Annotated in this window: 19 protein-coding genes; 10 read left to right on the top strand and 9 right to left on the bottom strand. The window is 70.4% G+C overall.

Annotation, left to right across the window (positions count from 1 at the left end; all coding sequences use genetic code 11):
- Position 1: 1 nt before the first annotated feature.
- Entirely contained in the window at positions 2–1,261 is a 1,260-nt protein-coding gene (locus ACLBYG_RS09340) for an ABC transporter substrate-binding protein (RefSeq protein ID WP_447681293.1), read from the bottom strand.
- A 119-nt stretch (positions 1,262–1,380) separates the two neighbouring features.
- Between ACLBYG_RS09340 and ACLBYG_RS09335 the strand changes: the two genes are divergently transcribed.
- From ACLBYG_RS09335 to ACLBYG_RS09315, 5 genes are all read left to right on the top strand, one after another.
- Positions 1,381–2,094 (top strand): GntR family transcriptional regulator, encoded by a 714-nt coding sequence (locus ACLBYG_RS09335; RefSeq protein ID WP_447681292.1) that lies wholly within the window; start codon positions 1,381–1,383, stop codon positions 2,092–2,094.
- Positions 2,095–2,096: 2 nt separating this feature from the next.
- The gene (locus ACLBYG_RS09330; protein WP_447681291.1) at positions 2,097–2,864 is read left to right on the top strand and encodes an SDR family oxidoreductase; all 768 of its coding nucleotides are present in this window, start codon (positions 2,097–2,099) and stop codon (positions 2,862–2,864) included.
- Between the two features lie 156 nt (positions 2,865–3,020).
- Entirely contained in the window at positions 3,021–4,826 is a 1,806-nt protein-coding gene (locus ACLBYG_RS09325) for an IlvD/Edd family dehydratase (protein ID WP_056528448.1), read from the top strand.
- A gap of 208 nt (positions 4,827–5,034) precedes the next feature.
- On the top strand, positions 5,035–8,022 hold the full coding sequence (locus ACLBYG_RS09320) for an FAD-binding and (Fe-S)-binding domain-containing protein (RefSeq protein WP_447681290.1): 2,988 nt from the start codon (positions 5,035–5,037) through the stop codon (positions 8,020–8,022).
- A 21-nt stretch (positions 8,023–8,043) separates the two neighbouring features.
- A complete protein-coding gene (locus tag ACLBYG_RS09315) occupies positions 8,044–8,724 on the top strand; it encodes a GntR family transcriptional regulator (protein ID WP_020091901.1) in 681 nt (226 codons plus the stop codon).
- Positions 8,725–8,753: 29 nt separating this feature from the next.
- Here ACLBYG_RS09315 and ACLBYG_RS09310 read toward each other — a convergent pair whose 3' ends face one another.
- Entirely contained in the window at positions 8,754–9,683 is a 930-nt protein-coding gene (locus ACLBYG_RS09310) for a class I SAM-dependent methyltransferase (protein WP_447681289.1), read from the bottom strand.
- 182 nt (positions 9,684–9,865) lie between these two features.
- Positions 9,866–10,519, bottom strand: coding sequence for a GntR family transcriptional regulator (locus ACLBYG_RS09305; protein WP_020091899.1), 654 nt, complete (start codon positions 10,517–10,519; stop codon positions 9,866–9,868).
- Positions 10,520–10,712: 193 nt separating this feature from the next.
- Between ACLBYG_RS09305 and dctP the strand changes: the two genes are divergently transcribed.
- From dctP to ACLBYG_RS09285, 4 genes are all read left to right on the top strand, one after another.
- Complete coding sequence (gene dctP / locus ACLBYG_RS09300; RefSeq protein WP_020091898.1) at positions 10,713–11,735, top strand: TRAP transporter substrate-binding protein DctP; 1,023 nt, start codon at positions 10,713–10,715, stop codon at positions 11,733–11,735.
- Entirely contained in the window at positions 11,732–12,424 is a 693-nt protein-coding gene (locus ACLBYG_RS09295) for a TRAP transporter small permease (protein WP_447681288.1), read from the top strand. Before dctP ends, ACLBYG_RS09295 begins: the two co-directional genes overlap by 4 nt.
- Positions 12,421–13,773: a TRAP transporter large permease gene (locus ACLBYG_RS09290; protein WP_020091896.1), complete on the top strand. Its 1,353-nt coding sequence runs from the start codon at positions 12,421–12,423 to the stop codon at positions 13,771–13,773. The genes ACLBYG_RS09295 and ACLBYG_RS09290 overlap by 4 nt, the downstream gene beginning before the upstream one ends.
- 192 nt (positions 13,774–13,965) lie before the next feature.
- Complete coding sequence (locus tag ACLBYG_RS09285) at positions 13,966–14,433, top strand: YbaK/EbsC family protein (RefSeq protein ID WP_447681287.1); 468 nt, start codon at positions 13,966–13,968, stop codon at positions 14,431–14,433.
- 252 nt (positions 14,434–14,685) lie between these two features.
- On the opposite strand, the gene ACLBYG_RS09280 is transcribed toward ACLBYG_RS09285, so the two are convergent.
- From ACLBYG_RS09280 to ACLBYG_RS09265, 4 genes are all read right to left on the bottom strand, one after another.
- Entirely contained in the window at positions 14,686–15,498 is an 813-nt protein-coding gene (locus tag ACLBYG_RS09280) for an enoyl-CoA hydratase/isomerase family protein (RefSeq protein ID WP_091677110.1), read from the bottom strand.
- Positions 15,499–15,521: 23 nt separating this feature from the next.
- Positions 15,522–16,742 carry a CaiB/BaiF CoA transferase family protein gene (locus tag ACLBYG_RS09275; RefSeq protein ID WP_447681286.1) on the bottom strand — a complete coding sequence of 407 codons (1,221 nt, stop codon included), beginning with the start codon at positions 16,740–16,742 and terminating at the stop codon, positions 15,522–15,524.
- Positions 16,743–16,748: 6 nt separating this feature from the next.
- Positions 16,749–18,041, bottom strand: a complete 1,293-nt coding sequence (locus ACLBYG_RS09270; RefSeq protein ID WP_447681285.1) for an MFS transporter — start codon at positions 18,039–18,041, stop codon at positions 16,749–16,751.
- A 225-nt stretch (positions 18,042–18,266) separates the two neighbouring features.
- Complete coding sequence (locus ACLBYG_RS09265; RefSeq protein WP_020091891.1) at positions 18,267–19,529, bottom strand: MFS transporter; 1,263 nt, start codon at positions 19,527–19,529, stop codon at positions 18,267–18,269.
- Between the two features lie 512 nt (positions 19,530–20,041).
- Here ACLBYG_RS09265 and ACLBYG_RS09260 point away from each other — a divergent pair.
- Positions 20,042–20,989 (top strand): L,D-transpeptidase, encoded by a 948-nt coding sequence (locus tag ACLBYG_RS09260; RefSeq protein WP_447681284.1) that lies wholly within the window; start codon positions 20,042–20,044, stop codon positions 20,987–20,989.
- 57 nt (positions 20,990–21,046) lie between these two features.
- Here the strand turns inward: ACLBYG_RS09260 and glpX are convergent, their stop codons facing one another.
- Together glpX and ACLBYG_RS09250 are read right to left on the bottom strand one after the other, a co-directional pair.
- The gene (gene glpX / locus ACLBYG_RS09255) at positions 21,047–22,030 is read right to left on the bottom strand and encodes a class II fructose-bisphosphatase (RefSeq protein WP_091677119.1); all 984 of its coding nucleotides are present in this window, start codon (positions 22,028–22,030) and stop codon (positions 21,047–21,049) included.
- A gap of 146 nt (positions 22,031–22,176) precedes the next feature.
- The gene (locus tag ACLBYG_RS09250; RefSeq protein ID WP_447681283.1) at positions 22,177–23,493 is read right to left on the bottom strand and encodes a homoserine dehydrogenase; all 1,317 of its coding nucleotides are present in this window, start codon (positions 23,491–23,493) and stop codon (positions 22,177–22,179) included.
- Positions 23,494–23,600 lie beyond the last annotated feature (107 nt).

Below are 23,600 nucleotides of genomic sequence, written 5' to 3'. Positions count from 1 at the left end.
CTCACGCCGGGAAGGTGCAGGCGTTCTCGTCGCGGGTGGTGGCGAGCACTTCCAGGCTCTCGCCGGGACCGGGCAGCGGCCCGGTCGAGGTGAAGATGTCGTAGGGGTTCTTGACCTGATCCGCCGGCAGGGCGGTGATCGCGAACATCTCCTGCATCAGCTCGTGGTCCCAGGGGCGGAAATAGCCCTCGCGGACCTTGGCGATGTCGAACTTCGCCCCCGATTCCAGGTGCTCCACGACCTTGATCGACTCGGTCGATTTGAGCTCGTTCATCGATTGCGCGACGATCTTCATCGCCGTGTAGTCGCCCCAGCCCTGGTTCTCAGGCGGCTTCTTGTACTTGGCCTTGAAGGCGGCGACGAACTTCTTCGCCGAGGGCGAGTCGATCTGGTGGTGCCAGATCACCGGCCAGGTGCCGAGGAAGTTCCCCGGCCCGGCGCCCCAGGCGAGCGCCGTGTCGAAGCCGAAGCCGGCGACCGGGAACGGCAGGCCGAACTCGCTGTACTGTTTCAGGAAGTTGGTGATCTGCGCGCCCGCGAGGTTGCAGATCACGAGGTCCGGCTTGGCCTGACGGAGCTTGAGCAGGAACGGTGAGAAGTCGGTGAGCTCGGTCGGGATCAGATCCTCGCCGACGAGGGTGGCGTCGTTGGCGGCGAAGTACTTCTTGGCCTGCTTCAGGAGATCGTGGCCGAAGGCGTAGTCGGCGGTGAGCGCGTAGACCTTGCGCCCCTTGATCAGGCCCCGGTCGAGCAACGCCCGGCCGCAGGCCCGCACCATCATGGTGTTCTGCGATTCGACGTGGAACATGAAGCGCTTGCAGTCGGAGCCGCGCAGCGCGTCCGAGTTGGCGCCGGTGTTGATGAACAGGATCTTCTCGCGCTGCGCGACCTGGCTGATCGCCAGCGCGGAGGCCGAATTGATCTCGCCGACGAGGCACGCCACGCGGTCACGCTGGACCATGCGCTCGGCCTTGGCCGAGGCGGTCTGCGGGTTGACGCTGTCCTCCGCCAGGAGCTCGACCTTCCGGCCCGCGATGCCGCCGGCCGCGTTGATCTCCTCCACCGCGAGCTGGGCCGCCTGCACGGCGAACTCGCCGAGCGGCCCGAGGAAGCCGGTCCGCGGCGTGAGGTGACCGATCCGGATCACCTCGGACTGTCCCTGGGAGAGCGCCGGGCTCGCGAGGGCCGGCGCGAGGAGCGCCGCGCCGGCGGCGCGCAGGAGGCTGCGGCGAGAAAGGGAATCCCCGTACCGGTCCGTCATCGTTCCGCTCCCGTGCGTGTCCTCCAGCCGGGTTGTTGTGGCGGGCTCTGACGGCCCTCACCCGAACTGTGATCACAGATCACTAGCGCGATAGTGCCGGATCCGTCTAGTGTCGGCATATGAATTCCACTTTGGCGCTGGCCGACCTGCCCCAGCTCGCGCGGCGGACCCTGTCCGACACCGTCTACGAGGCCCTGTCGGATCTCCTCGCCTCGGGGCGGCTGGCGCCGGGCGACCGGCTGTCCCTCCGGCAGAGTGCGGCTGCGCTCGGCGTCTCGGTCATGCCGGTGCGCGAGGCGGTGAGCCGGCTCGCGGCGGACGGCGTGCTGGAGGTGGCGCCGAATCGCGTGATCCGGGTGCCGGTCATGGGCGCGGCCGCGTTCCGGGCCCTGGTCGAGACCCGCATCGCGGTCGAGGGGATCGCGGTGGCGCGGGCGGCCGAGCGGCGGACGGGGGCCGAGCTCGCGGCGATCCGGAGCGCCGAGGCGGCCTTCCGGGCCGAGGCCGAGGCGGCGGAGCCCGACAGGGCGCGCGCCGTCCAGCTCAACCGCGACCTGCATTTCGCCATCTACGGCGCCTGCGGGCTGGCACCCCTGCAGGAGATCATCGCGCGGCTCTGGCTGAAGGCGGGCCCGGTGATCAACCTGGATCTGCGCGCCCACCCGGAGCGCCTCCTCCAGGGCTTCGCTCTGCGCCGGCACGCCGAGGCCGTGGCGGCCATCGAGATCCGGGACGGCGCGGCGGCCGCGGCCGCGATCGCCGCCGACATCCGGGAAGCCGCGGAGTTCATCTTGACCCGCGGCGGATTGCGGGACGTTCAGGGAGAGGATTGATCATGGATCTGGGGATTGCCGGCCTGCGCGTCCTGGTGACGGCGGGCGCTGCCGGAATCGGTCGCGAGATCGTCGACGCCTTCCTGGACGAAGGCGCGCGCGTCTTCGCCTGCGATATCGACATAGAAGCCTTGGCCGCGCTGCCGGACACCGTCGGGCGCAGCCGGACCGACGTCGCCGACCGCGACGCGGTCGCCGCGATGATGGACCAGGCGGTCGAGTTCCTCGGCGGCCTCGACGTGCTCGTCAACAATGCCGGGATCGCCGGTCCGACCGGCCGGGTCGAGGAGATCGCCCCCGAGGAGTGGGATCGCTGCCTCACGGTCTGCCTGACCAGCCAGTTCAACTGCGCGCGGCTGGCGGTGCCGCACCTCCGCCAGAGCGCCAACGCCTCGATCGTCAATCTCTCCTCGGCCGCGGGCAAGTTCGGCTTCGCGCTGCGCAGCCCCTACGCTGCCGCCAAGTGGGGGGTGATCGGCTTCACCAAGTCCCTGGCGATCGAGCTCGGCGGCGCGGGGATCCGGGTGAACGCGATCCTGCCGGGCCTCGTCGCCGGGGATCGCCAGCGCCGGGTGCTCGAATCGAAGGCTCAGCAGCAGGGCACCAGCTTCGCCGACATGGAGGCGCGGGCGTTCTCGTTCGTGTCGGTGAAGGAGTACGTCACGGCGCGGCAGCTCGCCGACCAGATCCTGCTGCTCTGCTCGCCGCGTGGCCGGACGATCTCGGGGCAGGCCATTTCCATCGATGGTGACACCCGGATGCTGTCCTGAAATTAATCCAGCGCCGGAGATGCTGCGGCGGATCAATCCTCAGAGTATTGCAAGATCGAGCTCAGGGCGCCGCGACCGCGGCCGCGACGCCCGCCGCGGTAGCGGAAGACACGAGCCGGACCGCCAGCGCCGGCCCCAGGATGCGAGGAAGCGACCATGAGCGACAAACGCCGGATCACGCCCGCCGACCTGCGCTCGAAGGCCTGGTTCGACAATCCGCACAACCCGGGCATGACCGCCCTCTACCTGGAGCGCTACCTCAATTACGGGCTGACGCCGGAGGAGCTGCGGTCGGGCAAGCCCCTGATCGGCATCGCCCAGACGGGTTCCGACCTGTCGCCCTGCAACCGCCATCACGTCGAGCTCGCCAAGCGGGTGCGGGACGGCATCACGGCGGCCGGCGGCGTCGCCTTCGAGTTTCCCTGCCACCCGATCCAGGAGACCGGGAAGCGGCCGACCGCGTCGCTCGACCGGAACCTCGCCTACCTGTCGCTGGTCGAGGTGCTGTACGGCTACCCGCTCGACGGCGTCGTGCTGCTGACCGGCTGCGACAAGACCATGCCGGCCTGTCTGATGGCGGCGGCCACCGTCAACATCCCGGCGATCTCGCTGAACGTCGGACCGATGCTCAACGGTTACTTCCAGAAGGAGCTGACCGGGTCCGGCACGATCGTCTGGAAGACGCGCGAGCGGCACGCCGCCGGCGATATCGACTTCCAGCAGTTCATGGACATCGTCGGGTCGTCGGCACCGTCCACGGGCCATTGCAACACGATGGGCACGGCCTCGACGATGAACGCCCTCGCCGAGGCGCTCGGCCTCGCGCTGCCCGGCTCGGCGGCGATCCCGGCGCCCTACCGCGAGCGCGGCCAGGCGGCCTACGCCACCGGCCAGCGGATCGTCGAGATGGTCTGGGAGGACCTCAAGCCCTCCGACATCCTGACCCGCGAGTCCTTCGAGAACGCGATCGTGGCCAACGCCGCGATCGGCGGTTCGACCAACGCGCCGATCCACATCAACGCCATCGCCAAGCATATCGGCGTGCCGCTGAGCTGCGACGACTGGGAACGGGTCGGGTTCGAGATCCCGCTGCTCGTGGACATGCAGCCCGCCGGCCGCTGGCTCGGCGAGGAGTATTTCCGCGCGGGCGGCCTGCCGGCGGTCTTCGCCGAGCTGATCGAGGCCGGGAAGGTCCACGAGGGTGCCCTCACCTGCAACGGCCGGACCGTCGGCGAGAACTACCGCGGGCGGCACAGCTGGAACCGCGACGTGATCCGCGCCTACGGCGAGCCGCTGATGGAGCGCGCCGGCTTCCTCAATCTCAAGGGGAGCCTGTTCGATTCCGCGATCATGAAGACCTGCGTGATCTCGGAGGAATTCGCCGCCCGCTACCTGCGCAATCCGAACGATCCGATGGCCTTCGAGGGGCGGGTGATCGTGTTCGACGGGCCCGAGGACTACCACACGCGGATCGACGACCCGGCGCTCGACATCGACGAGAACACGATCCTGATCATGCGCGGGGCCGGTCCGATCGGCTATCCCGGCGCCGCCGAGGTGGTGAATATGCAGCCGCCCGGCGCCCTGATCCGGCGCGGCGTCACCTCGCTGCCCTGCATCGGCGACGGCCGGCAATCCGGCACCTCCGGCACGCCCGCCATCCTGAACGCGTCTCCCGAGGCGGCCGCGGGCGGCGGGCTGGCCCTGTTGCAGAGCGGCGACCGTATCCGGATCGACCTCAACCGCCGGAGCGCCGACATCCTGCTCCCGGCCGAGGAGATCGCGCGCCGGCGCGCGGATCTGGCGGCGCGCGGCGGATATCCCTACCCGGCGACGCAGACGCCCTGGCAGGAGATCTACCGCGATCAGGTCGACCAGCTCGATCAAGGCATGGTGCTGAAGGGCGCGGTGAAGTTCCAGAAGGTCGCGCAGGCCTCCGGGGTGCCGCGAGACAACCACTGAGGCCGTTACCAGAACCCGCCCGACGGGCGGACGCGGGGCTGCGACGGGCCGCGCGCCGGGCGAGGTTCGCGGCAGCCCGCGAGGCCCGGCGCAGTACAGGACTCCGGCCGCCCGCTGCCAGCGTGACACCGCGGCCGATTTGCGCCGCAGTGAATTTTGAATACATTTCCCCGCGGGTGGGCGCGTCCCATCTCGGGAGGGATCGATCGTGACGGAAGCGAGGGCGGATGCCCCGGCGCCGCGTGCAGCGGCGCGCCTCGAGGCCGGTTTGCCGCGCCGGCTGGCGGAGCAGCTCCAGGGTGAGGCGCGCTTCGACGCCTTCACGCGCGGACGCTACAGCACCGACGCGTCGATCTACCAGATCATGCCCGCCGGCGTGGTGCTGCCGCGCTCCGCCGCCGACATCGCCGCCACCCTGCGCATCGCGGCCGAGCACGGGGCCCCGGTGATCCTGCGGGGCGGCGGCACCTCGCAGAACGGCCAGCCGATCGGGTCCGGCCTCGTGGTCGACTGCTCGCGGTACTTCAACGGCGTCCTGGCCTACGACGCGGAGGCCGGCACGATCACGGTCGAGCCCGGCATGGTGCTGGAGCGCCTGAACACCCGGGTGAAGGCCGACGGCTGGTTCTTCCCGGTCGAGCCCTCGACGGCGACCCGCTGCACCATCGGCGGCATGGCGGGCAACAATTCCTGCGGAGCCCGCTCCCTGCGCTACGGCAAGATGAGCGACAACGTCCTCGCGATCGAGGCGCTGCTCCACGACGGCGAGGCCTTCGGCTTCGGCCTGACCGGAAACGCGCATCCGGGCGTGAACGGTTCGGATCGGGCCGCGGCGCTCGCCGCACGGATGCGCGGCCTCGCCGAGGACCACCGCGCCGAGATCGCGGCGCGCTACCCGAAGGTTCAGCGCCGCGTCGGCGGCTACAACCTCGATTCGCTGATCGAGGCCCAGCCGAACCTCGCGCACCTGCTCGTCGGGTCCGAGGGCACGCTGGCCGCGACCACCGCGGTGACGCTGAAGCTCTCGCGCCTGCCGACGCACCGGGTGATGGGCGTGTGCCACTTTCCGTCCTTCCGGGCGGCCATGGAGACGACGCGGCACATCGTCGGCCTGGACCCGGTGGCGGTCGAACTCGTCGACAACAACGTCCTCGTGCTCGGCGCCGATATCCCGCTGTTCCGCACGACGCTCGCCGACATCACCAAGGGCAAGCCGAACTGCCTTCTGCTGACGGAGTTCGCCGGGGACGACCTCGCGTCGCTCCGGCGCGACCTGAAGCGCCTCGACACCTGCATGGCCGATCACGGCTTCCCGGACGCCGTCGTGGAGGTCGTCGAGCCCGCGCGCCAGAAATCCGTCTGGGAGGTGCGCGAGGCCTGCCTCAACATCATGATGTCGATGAAGGGCGACGCGAAGCCGGTCTCCTTCATCGAGGATTGCGCCGTCCCGCTGGAGCACCTCGCCGACTACACCGACGCGGTGACGGAGGTCTTCACCAAGAACGGCACCCGCGGCACGTGGTACGCCCACGCGTCTGTCGGCTGCCTGCATGTCCGCCCGATCCTCGACATGAAGGAGGCCGGCGACGTCCGGCGGATGCGGGCGATCGCGGAGGAGACCTCCGAGCTGGTGCGCCGCTACAAGGGCTCGTACTCCGGCGAGCACGGCGACGGCCTCTCGCGCTCGGAATTCGTCGAGCCGCTGTTCGGCGCGACGCTCACCCGCGCCTTCGAGACCGTGAAGGACGCGTTCGACCCGGACAACCGGCTCAACCCCGGCAAGATCGTGCGGGCGCCGAAATTCGACGATCGCAGCCTGTTCCGCTTCAAGCCGGACTACGCCGTGTCGGCGCCGATGAAGACCGCCCTCGACTGGTCGGACTGGGGCGGCTTCGGCTCCGCCGTCGAGATGTGCAACAACAACGGCACCTGCCGGAAGCTCGTCGGCGGCGCCATGTGCCCCTCCTTCCGGGCAACCCGGGAGGAGCAGCACCTGACCCGGGGCCGGGCCAATTCCCTGCGGCTCGCCATCTCGGGCCAGCTCGGCAAGGACGCCTTCACCAGCCCGGAGATGAAGCGAACCCTCGATCTCTGCGTCTCCTGCAAGGCCTGCCGCCGCGAGTGCCCGACCGGCGTCGACATGGCCAAGATGAAGATCGAGTTCCTGCACCATTACCACGCCCGCCACGGGCTGCCCCTGCGGGAGCGCCTGATCGCGACGATGCCGCTCTACGCCGGGGCCGCCGCGCGGCTGGCGCCGCTCCTCAACCTGCGGGACCGGTACCCGGCCCTCGCCGCCCTCTCGGAGCGCGTCGCCGGCCTCTCGGCCAAGCGCTCGCTGCCGCGCTGGCGCCGGCCCTGGAGCGAGCAGGGCGAGCCCGCCCACGCGCAGGACGTCGCGGGCGATTTCCGCGACGTGATCCTGTTCGGCGACACCTTCAACCGGGCCTTCGAGCGGGAGAATCTCGAGGCGGCCGAGCGGGTGCTTAAGGCGGCCGGCTACCGGCTGCACCGGGTCTACCCGTCGCGCGGGCGGCGCCCCCTCTGCTGCGGCCGGACCTGGCTCTCCGCCGGCCAGACCGACCGGGCGCGCCAGGAGGCGCGCCGCACCCTCGACGCGCTTCTGCCGTTCCTGCGCGCGGGGGCAAGGGTCGTCGGCCTGGAGCCGTCCTGCCTGCTCACCTTCCGGGACGAGTTCGCGGCGCTCCTGCCCGGCGAAGAGGCCGCGCTGCTGGCCAAGCAGTCGTTCCTGTTCGAGGAGCTTCTGGCCGCCGACCTGACGGCCGGACGCATCGCGCTGCCGTTCGCCGATCAGGGCGGCCGGGTCGCGCACCTGCACGGCCACTGCCATCAGAAATCCTTCGGCGTCATGGGCTCAGTCGAGACGGTGCTCCGGTCGGTGCCGGGGCTCGACCTGCGGGTGATCGAATCGAGCTGCTGCGGGATGGCGGGCGCCTTCGGCTACAGACCGGAATCCATCGAGACGTCCTTCGCCATGGCCGAGCTGTCGCTGTTCCCGGCCCTGCGCGCCGCCGGGCCCGACGACCTCGTGGTGGCCGACGGGACGAGCTGCCGTCACCAGATCCACGACGGGCTGGGTCTCCAGGCGGAACATGTGGCCCGCGTGCTGGATCGGGCCCTCGTGCCTCGACACTCCATTGCCGGGCACCTACACATAGACCACAGGTCGCACTGACCTGACGTGTGTCGGGGGACCATGAACAAAATCGAGCCCGGGATCGGCATCAGCCGCCGCTACCTCCACGACGAGGTCGCCGAGCGCATGCGCGAACTGATCCGGTCCGGCGAGATGGAGCCGAAGGCGCGGATCAACGAGAGCGAGCTGACCGAGCGCTTCGGGATCTCGCGGACGCCGCTCCGCGAGGCGATCAAGATCCTTGCGACGGAGGGGTTGCTCGAACTGCTCCCGAATCGCGGGGCGCGCGTCGCCAGCATCTCGGACGGCGAACTCGAGGAGATGATGGAGGTGATCGCGGGCCTCGAGGCGACGGCCGGCGATCTCGCCTGCCGCACGATCACCGACGCCGACATCGACGCCCTGGTGGTCGACCACGACGCGATGGTCGAGGCCTGGAAGTCGGGCGACGAGGCCGGTTACTTCAGCCACAACCGACGCATCCACGAGGGGATCATGGCGGCGAGCCGCAACACGATCCTCGCCAACATCTACGAGAGCCTGTCCGGCCGAATCCAGCGCTCGCGCTACTCCGCCCACCAGACCCCCGAGCAGTGGGCCCGCGCCGTCTCCGAGCACGAGCGCATGATCGCGCTGCTGCGCGCCCGGGACGGCGCGGCGCTGGCCGTCCTGATGCGCGAGCACATCCGCGGGAAGAAGTCGGTGATCGCCGCCAATTACGGTGCGGCCGAGACTGCCTGAGCCGCAGCCGCGATAGACCGCGCCCGCGATCAGCCGGGCGTCCCGGTCATCTCGAACCAGAACGACGCGCCGGGCGTGCGGGAATCGTTCGCGTAGAGAAACGGGATGTCGGGGCCGGTGCCGCGGGCGGCGAAGACCGTCTTGACCCTGGCGCTCATCGCCGGGTCCTGGCAGATATACATCACCGGCACGGTCACCCGGAACGGCGGCGCGCCGCACAGCAGCATCGCCGCCAGCAGGTACTGCTCGTTGTACAATCGGCAGTTCCACGCGGACGGGTAGTCGTCCGGGATGAAGATGTCGTGGATCTGCACGATCACGCCCGGCGCGAGGCGCGGCATCACCTCGAAGAAGAACACCGTCACATCCGAATTCGCGAAGGAGCGGTGCGAACCGTCGAAGAAGAGGATGTCGCCCGCCTTCAGTTCCTCGAAGATCTTCAGATCACAGGATTCCAGCGGGCTGCGCACGGTCCAGTCGCAGAGCGCGTCGATCTCGCGGCGGGGCATCGGATCGATTGAGGTGATCCGCGTCGGAAGGTTCAGGGTGTCGATCGCGTGCCGCGCGAAGCAGGTCGAGCAGCCCGAGCCGATCTCGAAGAACCGAGACGGGCGCTTCCAGGCCAGCATCGTCATCAGCGCGGCGCCGTCGAGGGCGGTGAACCACGTGTTGTTCCAGTGGGGCGTCGCCGCACCGGTCACGGGCGCGTCGTGCGGGACGCTGTGCAGCAGGTCCGCCCGCGCCTCTAGTTCCGTGAGGAAGCTGTCGTAGGCCGCGTGCGACCGGGCGAGCACCGCCTTGAGCTGGCCGTGCGGCGCCCGGCCCGGCGACCAGCGCGCGGACGGCACGACGGGGTAGTAATCGTGGACCGTGTGGCTCCAGCGAAAAACTTCCCGGCTGGCCCGGAAGATATCCACCCCCGCGCGACGGCCCGCGCTCCTGACGACGTCCTTCAGCATGATCGATCCCCGGCTCCGGATCGACAATGCCGGGACTGCAACTTATGGTCGAGTCGGGCGGAACACCTACGCAGTCCGACCTGCCGGCAGGGTTAGGACGCGATGAAGGGACGATCCCGGGCCGGGCCCGGATTCGGACAGACCGCCGACGCAATTATCGCGGGCGACGCGCCCCCCGCCGCTCAGGCGGCGCTCGGTGCCCGCAGTCCGGCCACCAGATCGGTGAAGCGGTCGCCCTGGACGATCACGTGGCCCCGGAGGGCCTCCGCGGCGCCGGCCTCGTCGCCCGCGATGATCGCGGCGACGATCGCCTCGTGCTCGGCCAGCGATTGCGGCAGGCGCTGGCGCACGCGCAGCTGCAGCCGGCGATACGGGGCCAAGCGGCGATGGAGCGACAGCGCCTGCTCCGCCAGGAAGGCGTTCCGGCTCGCCCGGTACACGACGGTGTGGAACACGTAGTTCTCGGCGTAGTAGGCCTCGGTGTCCTCGGTGGCCAGGGCGGCGCGGCAGCCCTCCAGCGCGGCGCGCAGCGCGGCGGCGTCCTCGGGGACGAGGCGGCGCGCCGCGAGACGGCCGCAGGCCGCCTCGATCTCCGCCATCGTCTCGAACATGGCGAGCAGCAGGTGCGGCTCGGGCGCGCTGACGATCGCTCCCCGCCGGGGCTTCGTCTGCACCAGCCCGGTGACGGCGAGCTGCAGCAGCGCCTCCCGGATGGGCGTGCGCGAGACCCCGAAGCGGGCCGCGAGCTGGTTCTCGTCGAGTCGCGATCCCAAGGCGAGCTCGCCGGAGACGATCTCATCCTCGATTCGCTGCCGCAGCCGCTGCGCGTGGCTCATGCCGCCGTTCCCTCCCCCGATGAACGGGTCGCGCGCCGTCCCGCCCTTGAGGCCGGCGGATGTTCGGCACGCGCGGACATTATGCTGGAGCATTGACAAAATATACAAGGCGGTTTTCCATGCATACAACGAGGCGCCGCACTATTGCAGCGCACAAAATTACGCCGCGTTGTTTGCGGTGCGGGAGAGCTCCATGACGCCAACTCGTCGATCGCTGATCGCGGCCACGCTCGCGGCACCGGCCATCCTGCGGTTCGGCCTGAACAGCGCGCAGGCGGCCACGACGCTGAAGCTGTCCCACCAGTTCCCCGGCGGCACGATCGACGAGGGCGATTTCCGCGACCGCATGTGCCGGAAGTTCGCCAAGATGGTCGGCGAGCGCTCGAAGGGCGCCCTGGACGTCCAGGTCTACCCGGGCTCCTCGCTGATGAAGACGAACGCCCAGTTCGGCGCCATGCGCAAGGGCGCACTCGACATGTCGCTCTACCCGAGCCCCTACGCGGGCGGCGAGATTCCGGAACTCAATATCGGCCTGATGCCCGCCCTCGTGACGTCCTACGCGCAGGCCGTGGCGTGGAAGGCGGCCCCGGTCGGCCGCAAGCTCACCGAGATCCTGGACGCGAAGGGCATCATCCTGGTCTCCTGGGTCTGGCAGGCCGGCGGCGTCGCGAGCCGGGAGCGCGCCCTCGTGGCGCCGGCCGACGCCAAGGGGATGAAGGTTCGCGGCGGCTCGCGCGAGATGGACATGATGATGAAGGAGGCCGGCGCGGCCACCCTCTCGATCCCGTCGAACGAGTCCTACGCGGCGATGCAGACCGGCGCCTGCGACGCGGTGATCACCTCATCCACCAGCCTGATCTCCTTCCGCCTGGAGGAGCTGTCCAAGGCGCTGACCTCGGGGCGCGAGCGCTCCTACTGGTTCATGCTCGAGCCGATCATGATGTCCAAGATCGTGTTCTCGGGCCTGCCGAAGGAGCAGCAGGACCTGATCATGGCGGTCGGCACGGAGCTCGAGGCCTTCGGCCAGGCCGGCGCGAAGGAGGACGACACCCGCGTCGAGGAGATCTTCGCCAAGGCCGGCGCCAAGGTCGTCCAGGTTGACGAGAAGTCACTCGGCCAGTGGCGTGATCTCGCCCGCAGCACGGCCTGGAAGGACTACGCCGCCAAGAACGCGAACTGCGCGGAACTGCTGAAGCTCGCGGAGCAGGTCGCGTGAGCCACGGCTTCGACGCGGCCACGGCCGCTCCGGAGGCGCGCGGGGCCGAGGAACCGCGCCTTCCGGGCCTCCTCGGCACCTTCGATCGGGGCATGCGCCTCCTGAACAAGGTGATCCTGGCAGTCGGCGGCCTCTGCCTGGTGGCAGCCTGCCTCGTCCTGACCCACAGCGTCGTCGTCCGCTACCTCCTGAAGGAGCCGACGGAGTGGCAGGACGAGATGGCGGTGTTCCTCATCATCGGGGCCACCTTCCTGTCGGCGGCCGGCGTGCAGGCCAAGCGCGGGCACGTCGCGATCGAGGCCCTGACCGGCCTCCTCCCGCCCGCCGCCAACCGAATCCGGCTCCTGCTGGCCGACGTCGTCAGCCTCGCCTTCTGCCTGTTCTTCGCCTGGAAGAGCTGGTCCCTCGATCACGAGGCGTGGGTCGACGGGCAGGTCTCGCAATCGACCTGGGGGCCGCCCCTCTGGATCCCCTACACGCTGATGGCGGTCGGCATGAGCCTGCTGTGCGTCCAGTTCGTCCTCCAGATCGCGGAGGCCCTCGCCTACGGGCCCCGGGCTGCAGGCTGGGCACAGCCCAAGATCGGGCTCGGGGCCGATGTGAATCGCGACATGCACGGGGCGGCCGAGGTCGCGCCCCGGGGACCGGACCCGATGGGTCAGACCGTTTCCGCGAAGGTTGAACGATGAGCACGGCCGCGATCGGCTTCCTGTACGCGGGCGCGACCCTCGGGGCGATGCTCTCGGGCATCCCCATCGCCTTCGCGCTGGGCTTCGTGGCGCTCGCCTTCATGGTGGCGTTCATGCCCGGCGCCTCCCTCGATACGGTGGCGCAGAACGTCTACGAGGAGATGGCCTCCATCACCCTGCTGTCGATCCCGCTCTTCATCCTGAAGGGCGCGGCCATCGGGCGGTCCAAGGCCGGCCAGGATCTCTACACGGCCATGCACGCCTGGATGCACCGCATCCCGGGCGGCCTGGGCATCGCCAACGTCTTCGCCTGCGCGCTGTTCGCCGCCATGGCGGGCTCCAGCCCGGCCACCTGCTCGGCGATCGGCTCGGCCGGCATCCCGGAGATGCGCAAGCGCGGCTACTCGCCGGGCTTCGCGGCCGGGATCATCGCGGCGGGTGGCACGCTCGGCATCCTGCTGCCGCCATCGATCACCATGATCCTGTATGCGGTGGCGGCCGAGCAGTCGCTCGGGCGGCTGTTCCTCGCGGGCATCGGGCCGGGGCTCCTGCTCGTGGGCCTGTTCGCCGCGTGGTCGATGGTGCGGTTCCGCTCTGAATACGCCGCCGCGAAGGTGGCCCTGGAGCGCGGCGGGCCGGCCTCGCCGATCCTGGCGGACGAGCAGTACAGCATGGCGCAGCGCTTCTCGACGCTGCCGCGGGTCCTGCCCTTCGTGGTCCTGCTCACCGGCGTGATGGTGGCGCTGTACGGCGGCTACGCCACACCGTCCGAGACCGCGGGCCTCGGCGGGCTGATGGCCCTGGCGCTGATCGCCGCGATCTACGGCGTCTGGCGCTTCCGCGACGTCACGCCGATCCTGACGGCGACGCTGCGGGAATCGACCATGCTGATGCTGATCATCGGCATGTCGCTGCTCTACGCCTACGTGATGAGCTACCTGCACATCTCGCAGTCGGCCGCCGCCGCGATCGTCGCGATGCAGCTCTCGCCGTGGGTGCTGCTGGTGACCATCCTGGCGCTGGTGATCGCGCTCGGCTTCTTCCTGCCGCCGGTCTCGATCATCCTGATGACGGCGCCGATCATCCTGCCGCCGCTCAAGGCCGCCGGCTTCGACCTCGTCTGGTTCGGCGTCGTGATGACGATCACCATGGAGATGGGCCTGATCCACCCGCCGGTGGGCCTCAACATCTTCGTCATCAAGAACATCGCCCCGGACATCCCGCTCTCGGACATCATCTGGGGCACCCTGCCCTTCGTGATCCTGATGGCGGTGGCGATCCTGATCCTGTGCCTCGTGCCGGGCATCGCGATGTGGCTGCCGGACCTGCTGCTGACGACGACGCGGTAGCTCGATCCACCCGGCCCGTGCGAGGCAAGCCCCTCTCCGCCCGGAGAGGGGCCTGTCGCGCGTGGGGAGGCGGTCGCGCGAGCGCCGCGTCCCGCGCAGCGGCGGCCCGCGTCGGCGCGCTGGCCGGCGCGACCGGAGCCGCCTATGGCAGCGCGCGCCGCCCCGCCCCGATCCCGAGCTTCGGACCGAACCATGAGCCTCGCCTCCGTGCGCGCCTTCTTCGCCGAGAAGGCGCCCGACATCGCGGTCATCGTGCTGGAGACCAGCACCGCGACCGTTGCCGAGGCGGCGGAGGGCCACGGCGTCGCCCCGGCCCAGATCGCCAAGACGCTCTCGATCCGGGTCGGCGATCAGGTCGCCCTGGTGGTGACGCGCGGCGACGCGCGGCTCGACAACCGGAAGGCCAAGGCTGCCTTCGGCGGCAAGGTGCGGATGCTCGACCTCGGCGAGGTCGAGGCGCTCACCGGCCATCCGGTGGGCGGCGTCTGCCCCTTCGGCCTGTCGACGCCGCTGCCGGTCTACTGCGACGTCTCGCTGCGGGCGTTCGACGAGGTGGTGCCGGCGGCCGGCAGCACCCACAGCTCGGTGCGGATCGCGCCGGCGCGGATGGCCGAGCTGACCGGCGCCGACTGGATCGATGTCTGCGCGCTGCCGGGCTGAGCGGCGCGGTCAGCGCCGTTCCCGCTCCGCACGAGGCGCGGATCCCCTCTCCCGCGCGGGAGAGGGACAGGGTGAGGGATCAGGTCTCTCCGGACGAGGCGCGCGCCGTCGACGGAGGATCGCGCGCTTGATCCTGAACGTTCTCGTCCCTCACCCCAACCCTCTCCAGCCCGGGGAAGGGGGCATGGCGCCTCTGTCTCGACACCGAAGACGCCTTCTCTCCGGACCGTCGCAACACCCTCCGACGCGGCCCTAGCGTCCGGTCCAGTTGGGCGGGCGCTTGCCGAGGAAGGCCTCCATGCCCTCGCGGAAATCCTGGCTCATGTAGCACATGAGGATCAGGTCATCGCCGGGATGCGGCGCGCCCTCGGCGCCGGCCTCCTCCTCGGCGAGCCGCCGCAGCCCCTCCTTGGTCGCCTGCATGGTAAGCGGCGCGTGGTTGGCCAAGAGCTGGGCCAGCGTATCGACCCGCTCCGTGAGCGCGATCCGATCGTCGACCACCTCGCCCACGAGGCCGATGGCGAGCGCCTCCTCGGCTCCGACGAGGCGGGCGGTGAAGATGATGTCCTTGACCCGCGCCGGGCCGATCAGGCCGGAGAGCCGCTTGAGGTTGCCCTGGCTCAGGCAGTTGCCGAGGGTGCGGGCGATCGGGAAGCCGAAGCGGGCGTCGCGCGTGGCGATGCGCAGGTCGCAGGCCGCCGCGATGGCCGCGCCGCCGCCCGTGCAGGCGCCGGCGATCGCCGCGATGGTCGGCACCCGCAGCCGCTCCAGGGAGCCCAGCACCCTGTCCATGAAGCGCTCGTAGCCCAGCGCGTCCTCGGCGGTGCTGAAGTCGCGGAACTGGGCGATGTCGGTCCCGGCCGCGAAGGCCTTGTCGCCCGCGCCGGTGATGATCAGCGCCTTGACCGCGGGGTTCCCGGCGATCGCCTCGCAGCAGGTGATCAGGCCCTGATACATCGCGAAGGTCAGCGCGTTGCGCGCCTGCGGACGGTTCAGGACGATGCGGGCGATGCCGGCCTCGTCGGTGGTGAACAGCAACTCGTCGGTCGCGGGCTTGGCGGTCATGCGCGGGTCTCCGGGTGGCGGCGTCAGGCCGCGGTCTCGCGGACCACGCCCCGCGCGATCAGCGCGTCGATCTCGGCCGGCGCGTAGCCGGCCTCGGCCAGGATCGCGCGGGAATGCTCGCCGAGCAACGGGGCCGGCCCGTGCACGCGTCCCGGTGTCTCGGAGAACTTCACCGGCAGGCCGAGCGTCTTCATGCGGCCGACCCGCGGGTGATCGACCTCGACCACCATCTCGCGGGCGAGGGTCTGCGGGTCCCGGTGCATCGCGTTCACGTCGAGGACCGGGCCGGCCGGGACGCCGCCGGCCTCGAGCCTCGCGAGCCACTCGGCCGAGCTGTGGGCCCGGAAGATCGGCGCGAGGGTCGCGGCGAGCGCGTGCCGATTGGCCATCCGGTCGCGGTTGAGCGCGAAGCGCGGATCCTCGGCGAGGTCGTCGGCGCCGATGGCCTTGAGCAGGCGCAGCCAGTTGGTCTGGTTGGCCGCGCCGATTGTGATCCAGCCGTCGGCGGTCTCGAAGGCCTCGTAGGGCGCGTTCAGCGGGTGGGCCGAGCCCATGGGGCCGGGCGCGATCCCGGTCGCCATGGCGATGGCCGACTGCCAGTAGGTGTGGGTGATGCCGGCCTCGAACAGCGACGTGTCGACCGCCTGGCCCCGGCCCGTGCGGAGCCGGTTCGCGTAGGCGGCGAGGATGCCCATGGCGGCCAGGATGCCCGCGGTGATGTCGGTGACCGGCGGCCCGCACTTCATCGGCGGCCGCCCGGGCCCCTCCCCGGTCACCGACATGAGGCCGCTCATGCCCTGCGCCACGAGGTCGAACCCGGCCCGGTCGGCGTAGGGACCGGTGCGGCCGAAGCCGGAGAGCGAGCAGTAGACCAGCTCCGGGAACTCGACCTTGAGGGTCTCGTACCCGATCCCGAGGCGCTCCATCGTGCCGCCGCGGTAGTTCTCGATCAGGGCGTCCGCGCCCTTGAGCAGGCGCCGCAGGACCGCGACGCCGTCCGGATCCTTCAGGTCGAGGCTGAGTCCGCGCTTGCCGCGGTTCATCATCATGTAGGCCGCGCTCTCGCCCTCGAGGGCGGGCGGGACGGTGCGACGGGTGTCGTCGCCCTCCCTCTTCTCGACCTTGATCACCTCCGCACCCATGTCGGCGAGCATCAGCCCGCAGACCGGCCCGGCCATGATGTGGGCGAGCTCGATCACCCGCATCCCGGCGAGGGGACCCGACCGCTTCATCGTCTCCGCCATCGCGCGCTACTCCCCGGCCGGGACGGTGGCCGCGGGGCCGACCGACGGCGTGACGGGATCCACGAATTCCCGCTCAGGGTGCATCGTGAAGGCCAGCGCGGCGCCGAGCAGGCACAGGCCGATCGAGCCGACGAAGGGCAGCGTCCAGCTCCCGGTCACGTCAACGATGACGCCGAAGACGATCGGCGAGACGATCGCCGCCACGGCGGAGCCGGTGTTCATCAGGCCGCTGGCGGTGCCGGCGTATTTCGGCGCGATGTCCATCGGCACCGACCAGATCGGTCCGATCACCAGTTCCGCGAAGAAGAAGCCGGAGGACAGCAGCAGCGCCACGAGGGTCAGGTCCCGGGTCATGAACACGCCCGCGAGGCTCGCGGCCGCCCCGAGGAAGCCGATCACGATCACCGACAGGCGCGCGAGCTTCACCTTGCCGGTACGGTGCAGGATCGAGTCGCTGAGCATGCCGCCGACCGTGTCGCCGACGACGCCGGCGAAGAACACGCCCGAGGCGAACAGGGCCGAGTTCTTCAGGTCGAGGCTGTAGTTCTCCTTGAAGAAGCTCGGCAGCCAGCCGAGGAACAGCCACAGCGTCCAGCCGTAGCAGAAATACGTGACGGTGACCGGCAGCATCCGGCGCGTCAGGGCACCCCACGGGACGCTCTGCTTCGCGCCGACCTGACGGGGCGGCGGCAGCGTCGCGAGCTCGGCCTCGGTGATCGCCGGATGCTCGGACGGGTCGTCGCGGAAGTACAGCCACCAGATCGCGACCCAGACGAAGCTCACCGCGCCGAGGATGACGAAGCTCGTCCGCCAGCCGAAATGGTAGATCAGGAAGGCCACGATCGGCGGCGCCACCGCGTTCCCGAGCCGCGCGAAGGCGTGGGTGATGCCCTGCGCGAAGCCGCGCCGGCCGGGCGCCGTCCAGTTCTGCATGGCGCGGGTGGCGGTCGGGAAGGTCGCGCCTTCGCCGAAGCCGAGCAGGACGCGCGCCAGGAACAGGCTGACGAGGCCGCCGACCATGCCGGTCAGGATGGTCGCCGAGGCCCAGATCACCCCGCAGGCCAGCAGCGTGCGGCGGGCGCCGAACTTGTCGCCGACCGAGCCGCCGATCACCTGGAAGATCGCGTAGGGGTACGCGAAGGCCGACAGGATCAGACCGAAATCGGTCTTCGACATGCCGAAATCGCGCATGATCTCCGCACCGGCCGTGGCGATGTTCACCCGGTCCAGGTACGTGATGAAGTACATCAGACAGAGCAGGCCGAGCACGCCGTTCGTGGCGCTGAAGCGCTTCGACATCGACCGTTCCTCCCATGGGGGCGCCGCCTCGCGCGGTCGCCGGGCGCCTCGGCTCAGGGGCCGGACGCTCTTTCGTAATGCATTATTCAAACGCGTCGCGCGGCGGAAGGCAACCGCCGACGTGCATCCGGCACGTGAATTCATTCCACGAGGTGCAACTGAAAACGGGGGCCGCCCGGGCCCCCGTCTCGTGTCGGTCGTCGCCGGGAGGCGCCGCGGCGCCGGTCAGGCCGTCGCGGGCCGGAGCTGACCCTGCTCGGCCTCGGTCGGGGTGCCGATCGCCTTGCCGAGCGCCTTGCCGCGCGGCCCGACCCAGCTCCCGACCCACTTGCGCTGCCAGAGGGCGAGGCAACCGAGCACGATCGCGGTGAAGACGGCGTAGCCGACGAAGCCCAGCGAGAACGAGCCGGTATACTGCTTCGACAGGCCCATGACGTTCGGCAGGATCGCGCCGCCGAGCGCGCCGATCTCGCCGATCATCGAGCCGGCCACCGCCGTGTTGGTGGGCCAGCGCAGCGGGACGAGCTGGAACAGCGCGCCGTTGCCGGCGCCGAGCGCCGCGAAGCACAGCATGAACAGGAGCGTCGTGAGCGCGAGGGACGGGGTCGCGGTCAGCGAGAGCAGGGTCGCGATCGCCGCCAGCAGCACCACCGACAGCACCGCGATGCCGCCCATCCGGTCGGCGAAGTAGCCGCCGACGATCCGGATGCCGGAGCCCATGAAGGCCGCCAGCATCGTCAGCCGCCCGGCCTCGACCTTCGTCACCGCGAACTGCTCGTAGAAGAAGGTCGGCAGGAAGTTCGACAGGCCGATGAAGCCGCCGAAGGTGATGACGTAGATCAGCGAGAACGCCCAGCCGTCCTTCGTGAACAGGCAGGAGACGTGCTCCTTGAAGGACTGGTGCTCGCAATCCGGCGGCTCCTTGGCGAGCACGATCATGACCGCCAGCGGCAGCAGCATCACGAGGCCCGCGAAGGCGTAGGTGGTCTGCCAGCCGTAGGCCTGGGCCAGCGGCGGGGCGAACAGCACGGCCAGCACGGTGCCGGAATTGCCGGCGCCCGCGATGCCCATCGCCAGCCCCTTGTGTTCCGGCGGGAACCAGCCGGAGCCGAGGGAGAGCGCGACGCCGAAGGACGCGCCAGCGATGCCGAGCAGCACGCCCATGGCGAGCACGTCGTTGTAGGAGGAGACGAAGAGATAGCCGTAGGCCATCGCCAGCATGATCACGACCATCTCGGTGATCGCGGCGTTCTTGCGGCCGATATACTGGGCCAGGACGCCGAGCGGGAAGCGCATCAGCGCACCGGCGAGGATCGGTAGCGAGATCATGAAGCCGGTCTGGGCCGGCGTCAGCTTGTAGGTCTCGGTGATGAACGGGCCCATGGCGCCGTTCAGGACCCAGATGGCGAAGCAGAAATCGAAGTAGAGGAATGCCGCGAACAGCGTCGGGGGGTGACCCGACTTCATCACCGTTTTGAAGCTGGCCATAGCTGGTGCTCGTCGTAAGTGGGCGAACCGCCGTGCGGTCGCTCATGCCGGGGATCCGGACTCACACCGTCCGCTGTTTGGAGCGTCGTTGCTCCGCCGCCGCAGCAGGCGCGGCTGACTGGGCAATGCAGCAAGCGTGCCATCCCGGACGGACGCCCGCCGACCGGATCGCTCGGCCGTCGCGGCGTCGCGGCCGAACCGCAATCCGCCAAGTCGCTGGCGCCGAGTCGCTGCCGCTCGGCGAGGCAGGCGTGCCGAGTAAACGGGCGCTCGCCCGGCGCCCTCACGGATCGGTGAGCGGCGCGGCCGAAATCGTTGCTGCACGAGGGCAACACACGCGGCGAGAAACGACCCGGAAGACCCTGTAAGTTGCCCTCGATGACCGTCGGCAACTTGGCGGTAAAGCGCGACCTTTGCTAAGCCCCGGGATGAGCTGTGCCGCGACTTCGTGCCGGCCCGCTCGCCTGCGCGTCGCGGCAAGCCCCGGCGGCGCCTCCCGAGGAATTCGAACCATGTCCGCCCCGATCCGTCGCCTTCTCCTGGCCGGCTTCACGGTCCTCGCCCTCGCCTCCGCCGCAAACGCCCAGGGCCGCGGCCCCGTGGGCGATGCCGGGATCGACGGGTTCGGCGACGATGGTCAGCTCTACCAGGATCAGAACGGCGCGCTCTACGTGCGTCGAGGCGGCCGCTACCTGCCCTATACCGGCCGCACCGACTTCGTGCGCCCGGCACCCCCGACGCCCGCCGCGCAGGCCCCGGTCGCGCCGCCGCCGGCCGCCAACCTGGAGACGGACCCGACGGTCCCGGCACGCCGGGGCAGCGCGCCCCAGGCCGAGGGGCTATCGCCGCTGGAGGCCGCGAAGGCCAAGGCCGTGCTCCGCGCGCCCGACAACGAGCCGATCGACTACGCCAAGATCTACGGCCCGATCACGGACGACGTTTTCCCGGTCCAGGCGTTCAATTACAAGAAGATGAACCCCGCGTTCCTCCGTCAGGAGATCGCCTATCACGGTCCCTACGAGCCGGGGACGATCATCGTCGACCCACGGGCCCACCAGCTTACCCTGGTCGAGGCGAACGGCCGGGCCCGCCGCTACGGCGTCGGCGTCGGCAAGCAGGGCTTCTCGTGGTCGGGCACCGCGACGGTGAATTCCAAGCAGGCGTGGCCGGACTGGTATCCGCCGAAGGAGATGATCGCCCGCAGCCCGAAGCTCGCCAGCGAGGTCGACAAGCTGCAGAGCGGTCTCGGCGTCGCCGGCGGTCTGCGCAATCCGCTCGGCGCCCGCGCCATGTACCTCTGGCAGGGCAACAAGGACACGCTGTTCCGCATCCACGGAACCCTCGAGCCCTTCTCCATCGGCAAGAGCGTGTCGTCGGGCTGCATCCGGATGATCAATCAGGACGCGATCGACCTGTTCAGCCGGGTCGGCGTCGGCAGCAAGGTGGTGGTGCTGAACTGAGGCCGGGCCGGGCCCACCGCCCGAGCGCCGCCGGTCCGGGACCGGCGGTCCGCCGGTTCAGGTCAGCCCGCGCCGGTGCTCGCCGAGGATCCGGCGGACCGTCCCGGCCTCGGACCGGTACACCAGGGTCTCGGTCTGGATCTTGTCCGGCCGGAAGCGCACGCCGCGCAGAAGAGCCCCGTCCGTGATGCCCGTGGCGGCCACGATGACGTCGCCGCTCGCGAGATCGGTCAGGTCGTATTTCCGGTCCAGATTCTCGATGCCCATCTCGGCGGCCCGGCGTCGCCGGTCCGGGGTGTCGAGGATCAGGCGTCCCTGCATCTGGCCGCCGATGCAGCGCATCGCGGCGGCCGCCAGCACGCCTTCGGGCGCCGCGCCGGTCCCGAGATAGAGGTCGATGCCCGTCTCCTCGGGGCTCGCCGTGAAGATGATGCCGGCGATGTCGCCGTCCGAGATCAGGCGGACCGCCGCGCCGGCCGCCCGAACCTCGGCCACGAGCGCCGCGTGGCGGGGACGGTCGAGGATCAGCGCGGTGATCTGCTTCGGGTCGACGCCCTTGGCCCGGGCCAGCGCCACGATGTTGTCGGTCGGGCTGGCGTCGAGATCGACGAGGCCGGGCGGGTAGCCGGGCCCGATGGCGATCTTCTGCATGTAGACGTCGGGCGCGGCGAGGAGCGAGCCGCGCTCGGCCATCGCCATGACGGCGATGGCACCCGGCATGTCCTTGGCGCAGAGGGTCGTGCCCTCAAGCGGATCGACCGCGATGTCGACCTCGGGCCCTTCCCCGAGACCGAGCTGCTCGCCGATGAACAGCATCGGCGCCTGATCGCGCTCCCCCTCCCCGATCACCACGGTGCCGCGGATCGGCAGGCCGTTGAGTTCGTCGCGCATCGCGTCGACCGCGGCCTGGTCGGCCGCCTTCTCGTCGCCCTGGCCGCGCAATCGGGCGGCGGCGATGGCGGCACGCTCCGTCACGCGGGCCAATTCGAGGGCGAGCGTGCGCGGGACGCCGCGCGATGCCGGCTTGGGGGCCTCTTCCATGGTTTCCTGCCTCTGGCCGGGTCCGATCTTGGGGTCGGATCCCGGATGGATACCGTCGGATGACGGCCGCGCAGCGTATACGCCGGTTCGCTAATGCCCACTATCCTGCATCAAGGGGTGGGGGGGTCACGCGACCGTATGCACTGTTATTCACGCTCGATCCGGATTAGCTGCGGCGGCTCCGCCAGCAACCCGTCGGCGCCGATGGCGTCGAGCGCGTCGCGGATGTTTCCCTCGGTCGCCGCGTAGGTGATCAGCACCAGCGGCACCGGCCGGCCGGAGCGGCCGCGCGGATCGGCCTCCGGCCCCTCGACGCGGCGCTGCAGGATGCTCTCCAGGGAGATGGATCGCTCGGCCATCCGCTGCGCGACGCCGGCCGCGACGCCCGGGCGGTCATGGACGGTGAGGCGGATGTAGTAGCCGCCCTCGTGACGCTGCATCTCCACGCGCTCGCTGGCGCGCATCGCCGCGGCCGGAACGCCGAAGGTCGGGCGGATCACGCCGCGCGCCACGTCGGCGATGTCGGCGACCACCGCGGAAGCCGTGGCCTCGCCGCCGGCGCCGGGACCGATGAGCGTGAGCTCGCCCACCGCGTCCGCGTCGATCGTCACGGCGTTGGTCACGCCCATGACCTGCGCGATCGCCGAGGATTTCGGCACCATGGTCGGGTGGACCCGCTGCTCGATGCCGGCCTCGGTCGCCTGCGCGACGCCGAGCAGCTTGATCCGGTATCCGAGCTCGTCCGCCATGCGCAGATCGAGGGGCTGCACCCGGGAGATGCCCTCGACCGACACGCCGTCGGCGTCGACGGCGGTCCCGAAGGCGAGGCTCGTCAGGATCGCGAGCTTATGCGCGGTGTCGAACCCCTCGACGTCGAAGGTCGGGTCCGCCTCGGCGTAGCCCAGGGCCTGCGCGTCCTTCAGGCAGGCCTCGAAGGTCAGCCCCTCGCGCTCCATGCGGCTGAGGATGTAATTGCAGGTGCCGTTGAGGATCCCGTAGACGCGGGAGACCGCGTTGCCCGGCAGGCCCTCGCGCAGGGTCTTGATCACCGGGATGCCGCCGGCCACCGCCGCCTCGAAGGCGAGGGCCACGCCCTTCGCCTCGGCCTGCGCGGCCAGGGCGGCGCCGTGACGGGCCAGCAGCGCCTTGTTGGCGGTCACCACCGGCTTGCCCGCCGCGAGCGCCGCCTCGACCACGGCCTTGGCCGCTCCCTCGGCGCCGCCGATCAGCTCGACCACGCAGTCCACGGATTCCGACCGGGCGAGCGCCACCGGATCGTCGAACCACGCGATGCCGGACAGGTCGAGGCCGCGGTCCCGGCCACGGTCGCGCGAGGAGACCGCGGTGACGCGGATGTCGAGGCCTGCCGCAGCGAAGGCGGCGCGGCGGCGCTCGACCATCCGGACAACGGACGCACCGACGGTCCCGAGTCCGGCGATCCCGAGGCGAAAGCTCACTGTCATGACCCCTTCCGTGCCCGGGCGACCGCGATGGGCCGGGCGCCCGATGCGGCGCACTTCTGCAAGAATTCCGCCCCGCCCGCAAGGAATTGGCCCGGGACCGCGGGGCG

The sequence above is a fragment of the Methylobacterium sp. D53M genome (assembly GCF_053345625.1).
This window is presented reverse-complemented; position numbering and strand designations above follow the sequence as displayed.

What these genes read in the sequence shown, in the direction of transcription:
- ACLBYG_RS09340 (WP_447681293.1), bottom strand. Translation starts at nt 1,261, where the DNA reads ATGACGGACCGGTACGGGGATTCCCTTTCTCGCCGCAGCCTCCTGCGC.
- ACLBYG_RS09335 (WP_447681292.1), top strand. Translation starts at nt 1,381, where the DNA reads ATGAATTCCACTTTGGCGCTGGCCGACCTGCCCCAGCTCGCGCGGCGG.
- ACLBYG_RS09330 (WP_447681291.1), top strand. Translation starts at nt 2,097, where the DNA reads ATGGATCTGGGGATTGCCGGCCTGCGCGTCCTGGTGACGGCGGGCGCT.
- ACLBYG_RS09325 (WP_056528448.1), top strand. Translation starts at nt 3,021, where the DNA reads ATGAGCGACAAACGCCGGATCACGCCCGCCGACCTGCGCTCGAAGGCC.
- ACLBYG_RS09315 (WP_020091901.1), top strand. Translation starts at nt 8,044, where the DNA reads ATGAACAAAATCGAGCCCGGGATCGGCATCAGCCGCCGCTACCTCCAC.
- ACLBYG_RS09310 (WP_447681289.1), bottom strand. Translation starts at nt 9,683, where the DNA reads ATGCTGAAGGACGTCGTCAGGAGCGCGGGCCGTCGCGCGGGGGTGGAT.
- ACLBYG_RS09305 (WP_020091899.1), bottom strand. Translation starts at nt 10,519, where the DNA reads ATGAGCCACGCGCAGCGGCTGCGGCAGCGAATCGAGGATGAGATCGTC.
- dctP (WP_020091898.1), top strand. Translation starts at nt 10,713, where the DNA reads ATGACGCCAACTCGTCGATCGCTGATCGCGGCCACGCTCGCGGCACCG.
- ACLBYG_RS09290 (WP_020091896.1), top strand. Translation starts at nt 12,421, where the DNA reads ATGAGCACGGCCGCGATCGGCTTCCTGTACGCGGGCGCGACCCTCGGG.
- ACLBYG_RS09285 (WP_447681287.1), top strand. Translation starts at nt 13,966, where the DNA reads ATGAGCCTCGCCTCCGTGCGCGCCTTCTTCGCCGAGAAGGCGCCCGAC.
- ACLBYG_RS09280 (WP_091677110.1), bottom strand. Translation starts at nt 15,498, where the DNA reads ATGACCGCCAAGCCCGCGACCGACGAGTTGCTGTTCACCACCGACGAG.
- ACLBYG_RS09275 (WP_447681286.1), bottom strand. Translation starts at nt 16,742, where the DNA reads ATGGCGGAGACGATGAAGCGGTCGGGTCCCCTCGCCGGGATGCGGGTG.
- ACLBYG_RS09270 (WP_447681285.1), bottom strand. Translation starts at nt 18,041, where the DNA reads ATGTCGAAGCGCTTCAGCGCCACGAACGGCGTGCTCGGCCTGCTCTGT.
- ACLBYG_RS09265 (WP_020091891.1), bottom strand. Translation starts at nt 19,529, where the DNA reads ATGGCCAGCTTCAAAACGGTGATGAAGTCGGGTCACCCCCCGACGCTG.
- ACLBYG_RS09260 (WP_447681284.1), top strand. Translation starts at nt 20,042, where the DNA reads ATGTCCGCCCCGATCCGTCGCCTTCTCCTGGCCGGCTTCACGGTCCTC.
- glpX (WP_091677119.1), bottom strand. Translation starts at nt 22,030, where the DNA reads ATGGAAGAGGCCCCCAAGCCGGCATCGCGCGGCGTCCCGCGCACGCTC.
- ACLBYG_RS09250 (WP_447681283.1), bottom strand. Translation starts at nt 23,493, where the DNA reads ATGACAGTGAGCTTTCGCCTCGGGATCGCCGGACTCGGGACCGTCGGT.